This window comes from Mycobacterium sp. E183 (genome assembly GCF_001667735.1).
In the GTDB taxonomy this organism is placed as follows: domain Bacteria; phylum Actinomycetota; class Actinomycetes; order Mycobacteriales; family Mycobacteriaceae; genus Mycobacterium.
In genome coordinates this window covers 1-15,266 of sequence record NZ_LZJN01000136.1, presented here as the reverse complement: position 1 = coordinate 15,266, position 15,266 = coordinate 1, and the positions used below count along the sequence as shown (strand labels likewise).

The 15,266-nt window shown below is 68.7% G+C and carries 18 protein-coding genes; all 18 read left to right on the top strand.

The window, feature by feature from the left end; all coding sequences use genetic code 11:
- The first annotated feature begins 2 nt into the window (after positions 1-2).
- Positions 3-617: a GTP cyclohydrolase I FolE gene (gene folE, locus A5691_RS14655; RefSeq protein WP_067758715.1), complete on the top strand. Its 615-nt coding sequence runs from the start codon at positions 3-5 to the stop codon at positions 615-617.
- Between the two features lie 19 nt (positions 618-636).
- Positions 637-1,470, top strand: coding sequence for a dihydropteroate synthase (gene folP / locus A5691_RS14650; RefSeq protein ID WP_067758818.1), 834 nt, complete (start codon positions 637-639; stop codon positions 1,468-1,470).
- Positions 1,463-1,864, top strand: a complete 402-nt coding sequence (folB, locus tag A5691_RS14645) for a dihydroneopterin aldolase (protein ID WP_068266649.1) — start codon at positions 1,463-1,465, stop codon at positions 1,862-1,864. The genes folP and folB overlap by 8 nt, the downstream gene beginning before the upstream one ends.
- Complete coding sequence (folK, locus tag A5691_RS14640; RefSeq protein ID WP_067758711.1) at positions 1,861-2,409, top strand: 2-amino-4-hydroxy-6-hydroxymethyldihydropteridine diphosphokinase; 549 nt, start codon at positions 1,861-1,863, stop codon at positions 2,407-2,409. Before folB ends, folK begins: the two co-directional genes overlap by 4 nt.
- The gene (locus A5691_RS14635; protein ID WP_067890514.1) at positions 2,409-2,885 is read left to right on the top strand and encodes a DUF3180 domain-containing protein; all 477 of its coding nucleotides are present in this window, start codon (positions 2,409-2,411) and stop codon (positions 2,883-2,885) included. Before folK ends, A5691_RS14635 begins: the two co-directional genes overlap by 1 nt.
- Before the next feature lie 86 nt (positions 2,886-2,971).
- The gene (locus A5691_RS14630; protein WP_067758705.1) at positions 2,972-4,351 is read left to right on the top strand and encodes a DUF6779 domain-containing protein; all 1,380 of its coding nucleotides are present in this window, start codon (positions 2,972-2,974) and stop codon (positions 4,349-4,351) included.
- A 127-nt stretch (positions 4,352-4,478) separates the two neighbouring features.
- Positions 4,479-5,390: a Rossmann-like and DUF2520 domain-containing protein gene (locus tag A5691_RS14625; protein ID WP_067758702.1), complete on the top strand. Its 912-nt coding sequence runs from the start codon at positions 4,479-4,481 to the stop codon at positions 5,388-5,390.
- The gene (panC, locus tag A5691_RS14620; RefSeq protein WP_068019526.1) at positions 5,387-6,325 is read left to right on the top strand and encodes a pantoate--beta-alanine ligase; all 939 of its coding nucleotides are present in this window, start codon (positions 5,387-5,389) and stop codon (positions 6,323-6,325) included. Before A5691_RS14625 ends, panC begins: the two co-directional genes overlap by 4 nt.
- The gene (gene panD, locus A5691_RS14615) at positions 6,325-6,744 is read left to right on the top strand and encodes an aspartate 1-decarboxylase (protein WP_067758696.1); all 420 of its coding nucleotides are present in this window, start codon (positions 6,325-6,327) and stop codon (positions 6,742-6,744) included. The genes panC and panD overlap by 1 nt, the downstream gene beginning before the upstream one ends.
- A gap of 2 nt (positions 6,745-6,746) precedes the next feature.
- Entirely contained in the window at positions 6,747-7,562 is an 816-nt protein-coding gene (locus A5691_RS14610; protein ID WP_067781658.1) for a type III pantothenate kinase, read from the top strand.
- A gap of 121 nt (positions 7,563-7,683) precedes the next feature.
- The gene (lysS, locus tag A5691_RS14605; RefSeq protein ID WP_067781656.1) at positions 7,684-9,195 is read left to right on the top strand and encodes a lysine--tRNA ligase; all 1,512 of its coding nucleotides are present in this window, start codon (positions 7,684-7,686) and stop codon (positions 9,193-9,195) included.
- 124 nt (positions 9,196-9,319) lie between these two features.
- Entirely contained in the window at positions 9,320-9,658 is a 339-nt protein-coding gene (gene lsr2, locus A5691_RS14600) for a histone-like nucleoid-structuring protein Lsr2 (RefSeq protein WP_067754209.1), read from the top strand.
- Between the two features lie 319 nt (positions 9,659-9,977).
- Positions 9,978-12,512 carry an ATP-dependent protease ATP-binding subunit ClpC gene (gene clpC1, locus A5691_RS14595; protein WP_067754212.1) on the top strand — a complete coding sequence of 845 codons (2,535 nt, stop codon included), beginning with the start codon at positions 9,978-9,980 and terminating at the stop codon, positions 12,510-12,512.
- 72 nt (positions 12,513-12,584) lie between these two features.
- Entirely contained in the window at positions 12,585-12,965 is a 381-nt protein-coding gene (locus A5691_RS14590; RefSeq protein WP_067758483.1) for a YbjQ family protein, read from the top strand.
- 142 nt (positions 12,966-13,107) lie between these two features.
- A complete protein-coding gene (locus tag A5691_RS14585) occupies positions 13,108-13,317 on the top strand; it encodes a CbtB-domain containing protein (RefSeq protein WP_067781653.1) in 210 nt (69 codons plus the stop codon).
- A 4-nt stretch (positions 13,318-13,321) separates the two neighbouring features.
- Positions 13,322-14,098, top strand: a complete 777-nt coding sequence (locus tag A5691_RS14580) for a CbtA family protein (RefSeq protein WP_068019521.1) — start codon at positions 13,322-13,324, stop codon at positions 14,096-14,098.
- Positions 14,095-14,625: a histidine phosphatase family protein gene (locus tag A5691_RS14575; protein WP_067758489.1), complete on the top strand. Its 531-nt coding sequence runs from the start codon at positions 14,095-14,097 to the stop codon at positions 14,623-14,625. The genes A5691_RS14580 and A5691_RS14575 overlap by 4 nt, the downstream gene beginning before the upstream one ends.
- A gap of 51 nt (positions 14,626-14,676) precedes the next feature.
- Positions 14,677-15,266 (top strand): DUF222 domain-containing protein (locus A5691_RS14570; RefSeq protein ID WP_156675778.1); only part of this gene is annotated, 590 nt, incomplete at its 3' end.

Sequence of the window (15,266 nt, the reverse complement as noted above, 5' to 3'; positions counted from 1 at the left end):
CGATGGCAGTAACCGGTTTGGGCCCGGACACCGCCACCCCCTCAACTCGGGTGTTCGACCAGGAGCGCGCCGAGGCCGCAGTCCGAGAGTTGTTGTACGCCATCGGCGAGGACCCGGACCGGCACGGCCTGCGTGAGACGCCGGCCCGCGTCGCCCGTGCCTACCAAGAGATGTTCGCCGGGCTCTACACCGACCCCGACAGCGTGCTGAACACCATGTTCGACGAGGAGCACGACGAACTGGTGCTGGTCAAGGAGATCCCGCTGTACTCCACCTGCGAACACCATCTTGTGTCGTTCCACGGTGTCGCCCATGTCGGGTACATCCCAGGGGCCGACGGGCGCGTCACCGGGCTGTCCAAAATCGCGCGGCTGGTCGACCTTTACGCGAAGCGCCCGCAGGTGCAGGAACGGCTGACCAGCCAGATCGCCGACGCCCTGATGACGAAGCTCAATCCGCGCGGGGTGATCGTCGTGATCGAGGCCGAGCACCTGTGCATGGCCATGCGCGGCGTTCGCAAGCCCGGCGCCGTTACCACCACCTCGGCGGTGCGCGGGCAGTTCAAATCCAACGCCGCTTCTCGAGCCGAAGCGCTCGACCTCATTTTGCGTAAGTGAGCCGGCGCCTGTGCGGGTGATGGGAGTCCTGAACGTCACTGACGACTCGTTCTCCGATGGCGGCCGCTATCTCGACACCGGCAACGCCGTGGCGCATGGGGTGGCGTTGGCCGCCGAGGGCGCCGACATCGTCGACGTCGGAGGCGAGTCAACTCGGCCCGGCGCCACGCGGATCGACTCCCAGATCGAGACCTCTCGCGTGATTCCCGTCGTCAAAGAGCTTGTGGCAGAGGGAATAACGGTAAGCATAGACACCATGCACGCTGATGTCGCGCGCGCGGCGCTGCAGAACGGCGCGCGGATCGTCAACGACGTGTCGGGCGGGCGTGCCGATCCCGCGATGGCTCCGCTGCTGGCCGAGGCCGGCGTGCCCTGGGTGCTGATGCACTGGCGTTCGGTGTCCGCCGAGCGCCCGCATGCGGCTCCGCACTACGACGACGTGGTTGCCGAAGTGCGCGCCGAGCTGCTCGCCAGCGTCGACGACGCGGTGGCGGCCGGTGTAGACCCCGCCAAGCTGGTGATCGACCCGGGACTCGGGTTCGCCAAGACGGCTCAACACAATTGGGCGCTGCTTCGCGCGTTGCCGCAGTTGGTGGCCACCGGAATCCCCGTGCTGCTGGGTGCATCCCGTAAAAGGTTCCTCGGTACGTTGTTAGCCGGGCCGGATGGCTCGCCGCGACCGCCCGCCGGCCGCGAGACAGCGACAGCGGTGATCTCCGCGTTGGCAGCGCTGTACGGGGCGTGGGGTGTTCGTGTGCACGACGTGCGGGCCACGGCCGATGCCCTCAAGGTGGTCGGGGCCTGGGCGCAGACCGAATCGCAGCAGACCGAGCTGGCTGGAGACGATGGCTGATCGAATCGAATTGCGGGGGTTGACGATTCGTGGGCGACACGGGGTTTTCGAGCACGAGCGCGCCGACGGGCAGGATTTCGTCATCGATATGACCGTGTGGATCGACCTCGCGGACGCCGCCGCCAGCGACGCGCTGGCCGACACCTACGACTACGGCCGGCTGGCCCAGCTGGCGGCCGACATCGTGGCCGGGCCGCCGCGCAACCTGATCGAAGCGGTCGGGGGTGAGATCGCCGATCGGGTGATGCAGGACGACCGCGTGCATGCCGTCGAGGTGGTGGTGCACAAGCCGCAGGCTCCGATCACGCAGCAGTTCGCCGACGTCGCGGTGGTGGTGCGCCGGTCTCGGCGCGGCGGCCGCGGTTCGGTGATCCCGGCGGAGCGGCGCCTATGACTTGGGTGGTCCTCTCCATCGGCTCCAACCTGGGCGACCGCCTGGCCCGGTTGCAGTCCGTCGTCGACGGGCTGGGCGAGACGGTGCTCGCGGTCTCCCCGGTCTACGAGACCGACCCGTGGGGCCGCGTCGACCAGGCGCCGTTTCTCAATGCGGTGCTGATCGCCAACGACCCGGCCTGCGACGGCCAGTGCTGGTTGCGCCGGGCGCAGGAGTTCGAGCGGGCTGCCGGCCGGGTGCGCGGCGAGCGCTGGGGCCCGCGCACCCTCGACGTCGACCTGATCGCTTGCTACGGCGAGGCGGAGGTGATCTCCCGCGAGAACAATCTGACGTTGCCGCACCCATTGGCCCACCTGCGTGCCTTCGTGATGATCCCCTGGCTCGCCATCGACCCCGATGCCCAGCTGACCGTCGCCGGGGACGCTCAGCCCGTCTCGGGCCTGCTGGCCCAGCTGGACCCCGCGGACCGGGAAAGCGTCCGGTTGACCGACCTCAAGCTGCACCGGCCGGGCACGGACCCGGCAGACCGGAGTCCGGAAGGCTGATGGGGCCGACCAGGAAACGTGACCTGACGGCCGCGGTGGTAGCCGCGGCGGTGGTTGGTTATTTGCTGGTCAACGGCCTCTACCGATTGTTTCCGCCGATCACGGTGTGGACCGGTCTGTCGTTGCTGGCCGTCGCCGTCGGCGAAGCCCTGTGGGCGCGCTACGTGCGGACCAAAATCAACGACGGCGAAATCGGGGTCGGCCCCGGCTGGCTGCACCCGCTGGCGGTGGCCCGCAGCCTGATGGTCGCCAAGGCGTCGGCCTGGGTGGGCGCGCTGATGTTGGGCTGGTGGGCCGGGATCCTGGTGTATTTCCTGCCGCGACGATCCTGGTTGCGGGCGGCCGCCGAGGACACCACCGGCGCCGTGGTCGCCGCCGTCAGCGCGCTGGCGCTGCTCCTCGCCGCGCTGTGGCTGCAGCATTGCTGCAAGTCGCCACCGGACCAGACCGAGCACGGCGAGGGTGCCGAAAACTAGCCCCCCTGTGACCCGGGTAACAACAGCGTGAGAATCGCCGGAGTAGGGCGACACGCGGATTGACCTCGCGCAGGTACAGTCAGGCCATGACCGTTCTGTCCCGCGGCGCCCGGGTTCGGCGCGGCGGCCGCAGGCCGGGGTGGGTGCTCTTGACCGCGTTGCTGGTCCTTGCGATGGGGGCCAGTTCCGCTTTGGTTTTCACCAATCGGGTGGAACTCCTCAAGCTCGCTGTAATCCTGGCCCTGTGGGCCGCAGTCGCCGGCGCGTTCGTCTCGGTGCTGTACCGCCGTCAGAGCGATGCGGATCAATCCCGCGTCCGCGACCTGAAGCTGGTGTACGACTTGCAGCTGGATCGGGAGATCTCCGCCCGGCGCGAGTACGAGCTGACCGTCGAGTCCCAGCTGCGTCGCGAGCTGGCATCCGAGCTGCGCGCACAAGCCGCCGACGACCTGGCCGAGCTGCGCGCGGAATTGAGCGCGCTGCGCACCAGCCTGGAGATCCTGTTCGACACCGACCTCGCCCAGCGGCCGGCCCTCGAGACGCCCGAAGCGGAGGCGGCCCCCGAACGCGCGTACAGCGAGTGGGACCGCAACGGCGAGACCCCGCGTGACGCGCCCTACGACTGGGTCGCCAGCGATCGGGTCAGCTCGGTCCCCCAGGACAACCCGGCGGGCCGCGCCGACGAGACGGCGATCATCGACGTGCCCGAGGAACCGCTGTTGCCGCCCCGGCAGCCCCAGAGCCCGCCGCAGCCCCGCCGCGACCGGGTCCCCTACCAGTACGAACCGCCGCAGGAGCCGCCACCGCCGGCCCCACCGCAGCCGTCGTACAGCGCCGCACCGCCCGAGCCCGAGCCGCGCTTCGAACCGCGTCAGCAGCCGCCGGCGCCGCAGCCGGAGCCGCAGGTGCAAGGCTGGCAGCCGGTGGGTGCGTCGGGGCTGTGGTTGCCGCCCGGCGCGCCGGGAAGCAACTGGGCCGGTGCCGATGAGTCCGCCCCGCCGGGCGAGGAGACGTCGGGCCGGCGGCGACGCGCCCGCCACTCCGAGCCGGACCAGGCATGGGCGGCCCCCCGCGACGAGCCGCCGCCGCCGTTCGGTGAGCCGGGTCGCCGGGCGCGGTCGCGCCACTCGGCCGAGTACCGCGACTACGGCGCCCCCGGCTTCGCGCCCCCGAGCGAGCCCGCGTTCGCGTCCGGCCCCATTCCCGCGGCGGCCACGCCCCCGCCTCCAGCGCCGCCGCATTCACCGTCACCCCACACCGACGGGGAGCCACCACCACCGCCGCGGCTCGCCCCGCCGCCACCGCCGGAGCACGCCCCCCGCCATGGCGGCGCGGACCCGCTGGCGCAGGCCCCGGACGGGCCGGGCGAAGGCCCCCCGACCGGCGGTCAGTCGGTTGCGGAGTTGCTGGCGCGGCTGCAGGTCCAGCCGTCCGAGGGCGGCCGCCGGCGGCGCCGCGACGGCTGAGCTGGGAGCTTCCTCACATGGGGCTTTCATTGGTCGGGGCCCGCTGATCGACTAGAGTTTTAGTGACCGAACGGTACCCACGAGGTGGGACCGGAACGAACGAAAGAAATCTGTGAGGTCGTCTGCGATGGTGCAGTTCGACGGTTTGCGCCCGGCCAGGCTCAAGGTGGGAGTCATCTCGGCCGGCCGGGTGGGCACCGCGCTCGGTGTCGCGCTGGAGCGCGCCGACCATGTCGTGGTCGCCTGCAGCGCCATCTCCCACGCGTCGCGCCAGCGGGCGCAGCGTCGACTGCCCGACACCCCGGTGGCGTCGCCGCCGGACGTGGCGGCCGGCGCCGAGCTGCTGTTGCTGGCCGTTCCCGACAGCGAGCTGGCCGGCCTGGTGTCCGGCTTGGCCGCGACGTCGTCGGTGCGGCCGGGCACGATCGTCGCCCACACCTCCGGCGCCAACGGGGTCGGCATTCTCGCGCCGCTGGCCCAGGACGGTTGCATCCCGCTGGCGATTCACCCGGCGATGACGTTCACCGGCTCCGATGAGGACATCAACCGGCTGGCGGACACCTGCTTCGGCATCACCGCCGCCGACGAGGTGGGGTACGCGATCGGGCAGTCGCTCGTCCTCGAGATGGGCGGCGAGCCGTTCTCCGTGCCTGAGGAAGCGCGGGTGCTCTACCACGCCGCGCTGGCGCACGCGAGCAACCACCTGGTGACGGTCCTCGCCGACGCGCTCGAGGCGCTGCGGGCCGCGCTGCGTGGCAGCGAACTGCTCGGGCAACAGTCCGTCGACGACCAGCCGGGCGGCATCGCCGAACGCATCGTCGGGCCGCTGGCGCGGGCGGCGCTGGAGAACACCCTGCAACGCGGGCAGGCCGCGCTCACCGGCCCGGTCGCACGCGGTGACGCGGCCGCGGTCGCCGGGCACCTGGCCGCGTTGAACCAGGCCGACCCGGAACTCGCGCAGGCGTACCGGGTGAACGCCCTGCGGACCGCCCGGCGCGCCCACGCTCCCGCCGACGTCCTCGAGGTGCTGGCGGGATGAGACCGGGCAAACCGCCCGCCTTCAAGGCCGGCGAACTCAACGTTTACTCGCGCCCGCGCGACGTCACCGACGTCTCCCGCGCGCTGCGCCACACCGGCCGCCGGGTGATGCTGGTGCCCACCATGGGCGCCCTGCACGACGGCCACCTCGCTTTGGTGCGCGCCGCCAAGCGGGTGCCCGGCTCGGTGGTCGCGGTGTCGATCTTCGTCAACCCGCTCCAGTTCGGCGCCGGGGAAGACCTGGACGCCTACCCCCGGACCCTCGACGACGACGTGGCGCTCCTGCGGGGCGAAGGCGTCGAAATCGTGTTCGCGCCAACGGCCGCTGAGATGTACCCCGACGGCCTGCGCACCACCGTGCAGCCCGGTCCGCTGGCCGCCGACCTCGAAGGTGGCCAGCGACCGACCCACTTCGCCGGCGTACTGACAGTCGTGTGCAAGCTGCTGCAGATCGTGCGCCCCGATCGAGTGTTCTTCGGCGAGAAGGACTATCAGCAGCTGGTGCTCATCCGGCAGATGGTCACCGACCTGAACATCGACGTCGCCGTGGTGGGCGTGCCGACCATCCGCGAGGCCGACGGGCTGGCCATGTCGTCACGTAACCGCTACCTCGATCCGGTGCAACGCGAGGCGGCCGTGGCGGTGTCGGCGGCATTGACCGCGGGGGCCCATGCCGCGGACGCCGGACCGCAGGCCGCGCTGGACGCGGCACGCGCGGTGCTCGAGGCGGTGCCCGAGCTCACGGTCGACTACCTCGAGTTGCGTGATCCGGAGCTGGGCCCGTTGCGGGCCAACCGATCCGGGCGGCTGCTCGTGGCCGTCCGGCTGGGCCGCACCCGGCTGCTGGACAACATCGCGATCGAGATCGAAACTTCGCCGGCACCCGTTGGGCCGGACGGATATCGGGACCCCCGTGAATCATCTTGGAGGAATTGATGTTACGGACCATGCTCAAGTCGAAGATTCACCGCGCCACCGTGACGCAGGCCGATTTGCACTACGTCGGCTCGGTGACCATCGACGCCGATCTGATGGACGCCGCCGATCTGCTGGAGGGCGAGCAGGTGACCATCGTGGACATCGACAACGGCGCCCGCCTGGTCACCTATGCGATCACCGGCGAGCGCGGCAGTGGAGTGATCGGGATCAACGGCGCCGCCGCCCATCTCGTGCACCCGGGTGATCTGGTGATCCTGATCGCGTACGGGACGATGGAAGACGCGGAGGCGCGCTCCTACCAGCCGCGAATCGTGTTCGTCGACGCGGACAACAGGCCCATCGACCTGGGACACGATCCGGCGTTCGTTCCCGCGGATGCGGCCGAGCTTCTCGACCCCCGAATCACTGTGCGGTAGCCGTGCTGCTGGCGATCGACGTCCGTAACACCCACACCGTCGTGGGGCTGATCTCCGGATCCAAAGAGCACGCAAAGGTCGTGCAGCAGTGGCGGATCCGCACCGAGTCCGAGGTCACCGCGGACGAGCTGGCCCTGACCATCGACGGCCTGATCGGCGACGACTCCGAGCGACTCACCGGCGCCGCCGCCCTGTCCACCGTGCCGTCGGTGCTGCACGAGGTTCGGATCATGCTGGACCAGTACTGGCCGTCGGTGCCGCACGTGCTGATCGAGCCCGGCGTGCGCACCGGCATCCCGCTCTTGGTCGACAACCCGAAAGAAGTGGGTGCCGACCGAATCGTCAACTGCCTGGCGGCCTTTCACCGGTTTCAAAGCGCCGCGATCGTCATCGACTTCGGCTCCTCGATCTGTGTGGACGTCGTGTCGGCCAAGGGCGAATTCCTCGGCGGCGCGATCGCGCCCGGCGTGCAGGTCTCCTCGGATGCGGCGGCGGCCCGCTCCGCCGCGCTGCGCCGGGTGGAGCTGTCCCGTCCCCGTTCGGTGGTGGGCAAGAACACCGTCGAATGCATGCAGGCCGGAGCGGTATTCGGCTTCGCCGGGCTGGTCGACGGCCTGGTCGGACGGATTCGCGAGGACGTCGAGGGCTTCGCCGGTGACGACGTCGCGGTGGTGGCGACGGGGCACACGGCTCCGCTGCTGCTGCCCGAACTGCAGACGCCCAGCCATTACGACCAGCATCTGACCCTGCACGGGCTGCGGCTGGTCTTCGAACGCAACCGGGACGCCCAGCGGGGCCGGCTGAAGACCGCGCGCTGAGTATCCCCGGCGACGAGATTGCCCCAGTGGTCGTGGTCGCGACCGGAACAACGACCGTGACGGCAATCTCGGCGGGCCGCCGGTAAGAGCCGCCCCGCGAGGTCATTTAAGCTGGCACGTCGTGAGTGACGCCAGCGAGGATGCAGCAGCAGACCTGCCCGAGCAGTTCCGCATCCGCCGGGACAAGCGCGCTCGCTTGTTGGCGGAGGGCCGGGAGCCCTATCCGGTCGCCATCGAACGCACCCACACCCTGGCGCAGGTGCGCGCCGACCATCCCGACCTGCCGGTCGATACCGCTACCGACGACGTCGTCGGCATCGCGGGCCGGGTGATCTTCGCGCGCAACTCGGGGAAATTGTGCTTCGCGACGCTCCAGGAGGGTGACGGCACCACGCTCCAGGTGATGCTCAGCCTCGACAAGGTGGGCTCCGAATCCCTGGACGCGTGGAAGGCCGACGTCGACCTCGGCGACATCGTCTACGTGCACGGCAATGTGATCAGCTCACGGCGCGGCGAATTGTCCGTGCTCGCCGATTCCTGGCAGATGGCGGCCAAGTCGTTGCGGCCGCTGCCGGTGGCCCATAAGGAGATGAGCGAAGAGGCGCGGGTGCGGCAGCGCTACGTCGACCTGATCGTCCGCCCCCAGGCCCGCACGGTGGCGCGGCAGCGAATCGCCGTGGTCCGCGCGATCCGCAACTCGCTCGAACGGCGCGGGTTTCTCGAAGTCGAGACGCCTATGTTGCAGACGCTGGCGGGCGGCGCGGCGGCGCGGCCGTTCGTGACGCATTCCAATGCTCTGGACATCGATCTGTACCTGCGGATCGCACCGGAACTGTTCCTCAAGCGCTGCATCGTCGGTGGTTTCGACAAGGTCTTCGAAGTAAATCGAGTGTTCCGAAACGAGGGCGCGGATTCGACGCATTCTCCCGAATTCTCGATGCTCGAGACCTACCAGGCCTACGGAACCTATGACGATTCGGCAGTCGTCACGCGCGAGCTTATTCAAGAGGTCGCTGATGAGGCGATCGGAACCCGACAACTGCCGCTGCCCGACGGGAGTGTCTACGACATAGACGGCGAATGGGCGTCGATTCAAATGTACCCGTCGCTGTCCGCGGCGCTCGGCGAGGAGATCACCCCCGAGACCCCGGCGGAGCGGTTGTGGGCCATCGCGGATCGGCTGGGGGTCGAGATTCCCCGAGACCGGGGCTACGGGCACGGCAAGCTCGTCGAGGAACTCTGGGAGCACTCGGTCGGAAACACGCTGACGGCGCCCACCTTCGTGCGGGACTTCCCCGTGGAGACAACGCCTTTGACGCGTCAGCACCGCAGCATCCCCGGTGTGACCGAGAAGTGGGACCTCTACGTGCGCGGGGTCGAATTGGCCACCGGGTATTCCGAGCTGAACGACCCCGTCATTCAGCGGGAAAGATTCGCCGCCCAAGCCCGCGCGGCCGCGGCGGGCGACGACGAGGCCATGGTGCTAGACGAAGACTTTCTTGCCGCCCTCGAGTATGCGATGCCGCCGTGCACGGGAACGGGAATGGGTATCGATCGGTTGTTGATGACTTTGACTGGGCTGTCAATTCGCGAGACAGTTTTGTTCCCGATTGTTCGGCCGCACTCCACATGAAAAACGCAACTGTGCGCCTTGCGGCCGGATTGAGTATGCTGCCTTGTTATGGCAGATTGGTGACCCGGGGAGGCTCACCCAAACTGCTCAGCAACTGCTCAGGACGAAATGCGAGGATAAGCTAATGGCGAAAAAAGTGACCGTCACCTTGGTCGATGATTTCGACGGTGCCGGCGCAGCCGACGAAACGGTCGAATTCGGCCTTGACGGGGTGACCTATGAGATTGACCTTTCGTCCAAGAATGCGGCAAAACTCCGCAACGACCTGAAGCAGTGGGTGGAAGCCGGACGCCGGGTCGGCGGTCGACGGCGTGGGCGGTCCAGCTCGGGTCGCGGCCGCGGCGCGATCGACCGCGAGCAGAGCGCGGCGATCCGTGAGTGGGCCCGCCGCAACGGCCACAACGTCTCGACGCGCGGCCGCATCCCGGCCGACGTCATCGACGCGTTTCACGCGGCAACCTGACAAACCTCTTAACCGGCGCCCCGGACCGCAGCGGCCCGGGCGCCGGTTTGTCATTTCGCTGGCGGCGAAAGAATCGTCCGAGAGTGCGGGAAACGAATTGGCACCCGGCCACGTTGGTTCGGTTACGGCGCTGTAATGACAGGGGAGTTCGCCCGATACGGGCCCGGCGGGTCTTGAACAGCAAGGAACCGCAAGGTTATGCCCCCTGGCAGGCCGACCATTACAGTGGATGGCAGGTATGAGATTCCGGCCCCGACGGGGACCGGGTGGGCCACACAGAGGCCAAGTACCGATGGTGAGGGAGAGCAGGTAACCACCGATGTTTGAACGATTTACCGACCGTGCCCGCAGGGTCGTCGTCCTGGCGCAAGAAGAGGCCCGGATGCTCAACCACAACTACATCGGCACCGAGCACATCCTGTTGGGTCTGATTCACGAGGGCGAGGGCGTCGCGGCGAAGTCGCTGGAGTCGCTCGGGATCTCGCTGGAAGGCGTTCGCAGCCAGGTCGAGGAGATCATCGGCCAGGGCCAGCAGGCGCCGTCGGGGCACATCCCGTTCACCCCGCGCGCCAAGAAGGTTCTCGAGCTGAGCCTGCGGGAGGCGCTGCAGCTCGGCCACAACTACATCGGTACCGAGCACATCCTCCTCGGACTCATCCGCGAGGGTGAGGGCGTCGCCGCCCAGGTGTTGGTCAAGCTGGGCGCCGAGCTGACGCGGGTGCGCCAGCAGGTCATCCAGCTGCTCAGTGGCTACCAGGGCAAGGAGGCCGCGGAGGCCGGCACCGGCGGCCGTGGCGGCGAGTCGGGCAGCCCGTCCACCTCGTTGGTGCTCGACCAGTTCGGGCGCAACCTGACGGCCGCCGCGATGGAGGGCAAGCTCGACCCGGTCATCGGCCGCGAGAAGGAAATCGAGCGCGTCATGCAGGTCCTGAGCCGGCGCACCAAGAACAACCCGGTGCTGATCGGCGAGCCCGGCGTCGGCAAGACCGCCGTCGTCGAGGGCCTCGCGCAGGCCATCGTGCACGGCCAGGTTCCCGAGACGCTGAAGGACAAGCAGCTCTACACCCTGGACCTCGGTTCGTTGGTGGCCGGCTCGCGCTACCGCGGTGACTTCGAGGAGCGGCTGAAGAAGGTGCTCAAGGAGATCAACACCCGCGGCGACATCATCCTGTTCATCGACGAGCTGCACACGCTCGTCGGCGCGGGCGCGGCCGAGGGTGCGATCGATGCGGCCAGCATCCTGAAGCCCAAGCTGGCCCGCGGTGAGCTGCAGACGATCGGTGCAACGACTCTCGACGAGTACCGCAAGTACATCGAGAAGGACGCCGCCCTGGAGCGCCGCTTCCAGCCCGTGCAGGTGGGGGAGCCGACGGTGGAGCACACCATCGAGATCCTCAAGGGGCTGCGCGACCGCTACGAGGCGCACCACCGGGTCTCGATCACCGACTCCGCGCTGGTGGCCGCCGCCACTTTGGCCGACCGCTACATCAACGACCGGTTCCTGCCGGACAAGGCGATCGACCTGATCGACGAGGCGGGCGCCCGGATGCGGATCCGCCGGATGACCGCGCCGCCAGACCTGCGCGAGTTCGACGAGAAGATCGCCGACGCCCGCCGCGAGAAGGAATCGGCGATCGACGCCCAGGACTTCGAGAAGGCCGCCAGCCTGCGCGACCGGGAGAAGCAGTTGGTCGCCCAGCGGGCCGAGCGCGAAAAGCAGTGGCGCTCAGGCGATCTCGACGTGGTCGCCGAGGTCGACGACGAGCAGATCGCGGAGGTGTTGGGCAACTGGACCGGCATCCCCGTGTTCAAGCTCACCGAGGCCGAGACCACCCGCCTGCTGCGCATGGAGGACGAGCTGCACAAGCGGATCATCGGCCAGGAAGACGCCGTGAAGGCCGTCTCGAAGGCCATCCGCCGCACGCGCGCCGGGTTGAAGGACCCCAAGCGCCCGTCGGGTTCGTTCATCTTCGCCGGCCCGTCCGGTGTCGGTAAGACCGAGCTGTCCAAGGCGCTGGCCAACTTCCTGTTCGGCGACGACGACGCGCTCATCCAGATCGACATGGGCGAGTTCCACGACCGGTTCACCGCGTCGCGGCTCTTCGGTGCCCCGCCGGGATACGTCGGCTACGAAGAGGGCGGCCAGCTCACCGAGAAGGTGCGGCGCAAGCCGTTCTCGGTGGTGCTGTTCGACGAGATTGAGAAGGCGCACCAGGAGATCTACAACAGCCTGTTGCAGGTCCTCGAGGACGGCCGGCTCACCGACGGTCAGGGCCGCACGGTCGACTTCAAGAACACCGTGCTGATCTTCACCTCGAACCTCGGTACGTCCGACATCAGCAAGCCTGTCGGCCTGGGCTTCACCCAGGGTGGCGGTGAGAACAACTACGAGCGGATGAAGCAGAAGGTCAACGACGAGCTGAAGAAGCACTTCCGCCCGGAGTTCCTCAACCGCATCGACGACATCATCGTGTTCCACCAGCTGACCAAGGACGAGATCATCCGCATGGTCGACCTGATGATCGAGCGGGTCAGCAAGCAGCTCAAGGCCAAGGACATGGCGATGGAGTTGACCGACAAGGCCAAGGCCTTGCTGGCCAAGCGGGGCTTCGACCCGGTGCTGGGTGCCCGCCCGTTGCGGCGCACCATCCAGCGCGAGATCGAGGACCAGCTGTCCGAGAAGATCCTGTTCGAGGAAGTCGGACCGGGACAGATCGTCACGGTCGACGTGGACAACTGGGACGGCGAGAGCGCCGGCGAGGACGCGGTGTTCACCTTCACCGGCACCCGCAAGCCGCCGGCCGAGCCGGACCTGGCGAAGGCCGGGGCGCACGCGGCGCCGGAAACGCCCTAGCGATTACCGGAAACGGGCGGTTAGTCTCACGGGACTGACCGCCCGTTTTCGCTGTGACCAGGAGGCAAGCCAGTGCTGATCGTCACCACCAACGACCTGCCCGGCTGGGAGATCCAGCGGGTCTGCGGCGAAGTGTTCGGGCTGACCGTCCGTTCGCGAAACGCCTTCTCCCAGATGGGCGCGGGATTCAAGGCGATGTTCGGCGGCGAGCTGGCCGGCATGACCAAGAACCTGGCCGAGAGCCGGAACGAGGCGATGGGGCGGCTGATCACCGAGGCGCGCAATCGCGGCGGCAACGCGATCGTGGCGATGCGGTTCGATACGACCGAAATCGGCGACGTGTGGACCGAGATCTGCGCCTACGGCACGGCGGTCCAGGCGACACCGCTGACCGAGGCCGCGAAATACACGGCCAGCCAGCTGGGTTATGGCTCCCCGCCTCCACAGCAGTGAGCGGCGGTTTAGACTGACTCTCGTCCTGACGGGCAACGGAATCTGGTGAAATTCCAGAACGGTCGCGCCACTGTCGATAGTCAGACCCATGGCCCGTCGTCACCAGAGGGGACGCGGTTATCCCCCGGAAGGAGAGTCGATCGTGCCGAACCTTGAGACGACCCGGACCCGATCGGTTGATTTGTCGGCCGCCGGCGCCGCGGCCTGGTTGGCGGCAACCGCCTTCCTGGCCCTGTTGGCGCTGTACTTCGTCGGCGTGGACCAGGGCGCGGTGTCGCTGTTCGGCAGCGATTCGCACGTGCACGAGTTCGTGCACGACGCGCGGCACCTGCTCGGCTTCCCCTGCCACTGATCGCGTGGAGAAGCGTCTGATCGGGCGCGGCTTGCTGGCCGGTGCAATCGGCGCGGTGCTGGCGTTCGCCTTCGCCCGCCTGGGCGCCGAGCCGGTGATCGGCCGCGCGATCGCCTTCGAGGACGGCCGGGCCGACGCGGAGAACGCTCATGGTGTGCACGAGCACGGCGCCGAGTTGTTCAGCCGCGGGGTGCAGTCCAACGCCGGGCTGGGCTTCGGATTGCTCATCTTCGGCGTCGCGCTGGGCGCGCTGTTCAGCGTGCTGTTCTGTGTGATCGCCGCGCGTGTGACAAGCGTTGGGCCACGCGCGCTTTCGCTGCTTTTGGCGGCGGCCGCCTTCGTCGCGGTCTACCTGGTGCCGTTCGTGAAGTATCCGCCCAACCCGCCGGCGGTGGGCCAGGCGGACACGATCGGGGAGCGCACCGGCTGGTACCTGGTCATGGTGGTGGCCTCGGTGGTGCTGACCATCGCGGCCGTGTGGCTGGCGCGGTTCCTGACCGCCCGCCTCGGAGCGTGGAACGGGCGGCTGCTCGCCGCGGGCGGCTACGTCGCGGCGGTCGCGGTGCTGGCGATGTCGTTGCCGGACATAGACGAGACCCCCGGGCCGCTGCGCGACGCGTCGGGCACGATCGTCTATCCGGGCTTTCCCGCCGACGTCCTCTACGACTTCAGGCTGCTCTCGTTGTCCGCGCAGTTGGTGCTGTGGGTGACCGTCGGCGTGGTGTTCGCGACGCTCGCCGGGCGGTTGCTCGAGGAGCGCGCGCCGAGCATCAACGCGTGACCGGTGTCCTGCGGCTGACGATGGTGTCACACGCGATGACCGACGCCATGGCGTCCGCGCGATTTCCGCTCGACGAACCGCTCAGCGACGTCGGACGGGGGCAGGTGAAAAAGGTTGGCTTCAAAGCCAAGACGCACCTCGCCGCGCCCGAGCGGCGCGCCTGTGAAACCGCGGAGCTGCTGGGCCTGGCGGCCAGCGTCGAGCCCCGGTTGGCCGACATCGATTGCGGGACATGGCGCGGGCAAGCACGGGAGACAATCGACCCGCGGGACCTCGAGGCGTGGCTGACCGACCCGGGCCGGGCGCCGCACGGTGGCGAGTCGATCGTCGCCCTGGTCGAACGGGTGGCGGGATGGCTGAAGTCGGTGAACCAGCCGACCGTGGCGGTTACGCATCCCGCGGTCATCCGGGCGGCGATCCTGGTCGCCCTGGCGGCACCGCCGGAATCGTTCTGGCGCATCGACATTGCGACCGTCAGTCGTACCGTCATGCACCTGCGCGACGGCCGTTGGACGCTGCGGCTGTGAGCGGGGATCGGGTTTTCGAAACTTGTCGTACCCCGCTGCGATGATGGGTTCATGTCTTCGACCGCATCGTCCGACTCCGTGGTGGTGAGCCCCAAAGACCGTCTCGGGGTGCTGTTCGAGGAGTTGGCGGAGTTGGCCGGTCAGCGCAACGCCGTCGATGGGCGCATCGTGGATTTGGTCGCCGAGATCGAGCGTGAGGAGCTGTGCGGCATGACCGGCGCGCGGTCGGTGCCGGCGTTGGTGGCCTGGAAGCTGGGGTTGTCCTCGACCACCGCGCACACGATCGCCACCGTCGCGCGCCGGGTCGAGGAGTTCCCCCGCTGCGCCCAAGGAATGCGGGAGGGCCGGCTGTCGCTGGATCAGGTCGGCGTCATCGCGGCACGCGCGGGTGCGGGCTCCGATGCGCACTATGCGGAGTTGGCGCGGGTGGCCACGGTGCACCAGTTGCGCACCGCGGTCAGCCTCGAACCGCGTCCTGACCCAGGACCCCGGCGCGAGCTCGAGCCCTCGTTGAGGAAGACCTCCAGCGAGCAGGGCGCCTGCTACCGGATCACCCTGCCCCACTTGGACGCCGCCACGTTCGACGCCGCCTTGCAGTCCCATCGTGACGCGCTGATCGCCGAATGGAAGCACGACCGCGC

What these genes read in the sequence shown, in the direction of transcription:
- folE (WP_067758715.1), top strand. Translation starts at nt 3, where the DNA reads ATGGCAGTAACCGGTTTGGGCCCGGACACCGCCACCCCCTCAACTCGG.
- folP (WP_067758818.1), top strand. Translation starts at nt 637, where the DNA reads ATGGGAGTCCTGAACGTCACTGACGACTCGTTCTCCGATGGCGGCCGC.
- folB (WP_068266649.1), top strand. Translation starts at nt 1,463, where the DNA reads ATGGCTGATCGAATCGAATTGCGGGGGTTGACGATTCGTGGGCGACAC.
- folK (WP_067758711.1), top strand. Translation starts at nt 1,861, where the DNA reads ATGACTTGGGTGGTCCTCTCCATCGGCTCCAACCTGGGCGACCGCCTG.
- A5691_RS14635 (WP_067890514.1), top strand. Translation starts at nt 2,409, where the DNA reads ATGGGGCCGACCAGGAAACGTGACCTGACGGCCGCGGTGGTAGCCGCG.
- A5691_RS14630 (WP_067758705.1), top strand. Translation starts at nt 2,972, where the DNA reads ATGACCGTTCTGTCCCGCGGCGCCCGGGTTCGGCGCGGCGGCCGCAGG.
- A5691_RS14625 (WP_067758702.1), top strand. Translation starts at nt 4,479, where the DNA reads ATGGTGCAGTTCGACGGTTTGCGCCCGGCCAGGCTCAAGGTGGGAGTC.
- panC (WP_068019526.1), top strand. Translation starts at nt 5,387, where the DNA reads ATGAGACCGGGCAAACCGCCCGCCTTCAAGGCCGGCGAACTCAACGTT.
- panD (WP_067758696.1), top strand. Translation starts at nt 6,325, where the DNA reads ATGTTACGGACCATGCTCAAGTCGAAGATTCACCGCGCCACCGTGACG.
- lsr2 (WP_067754209.1), top strand. Translation starts at nt 9,320, where the DNA reads ATGGCGAAAAAAGTGACCGTCACCTTGGTCGATGATTTCGACGGTGCC.
- clpC1 (WP_067754212.1), top strand. Translation starts at nt 9,978, where the DNA reads ATGTTTGAACGATTTACCGACCGTGCCCGCAGGGTCGTCGTCCTGGCG.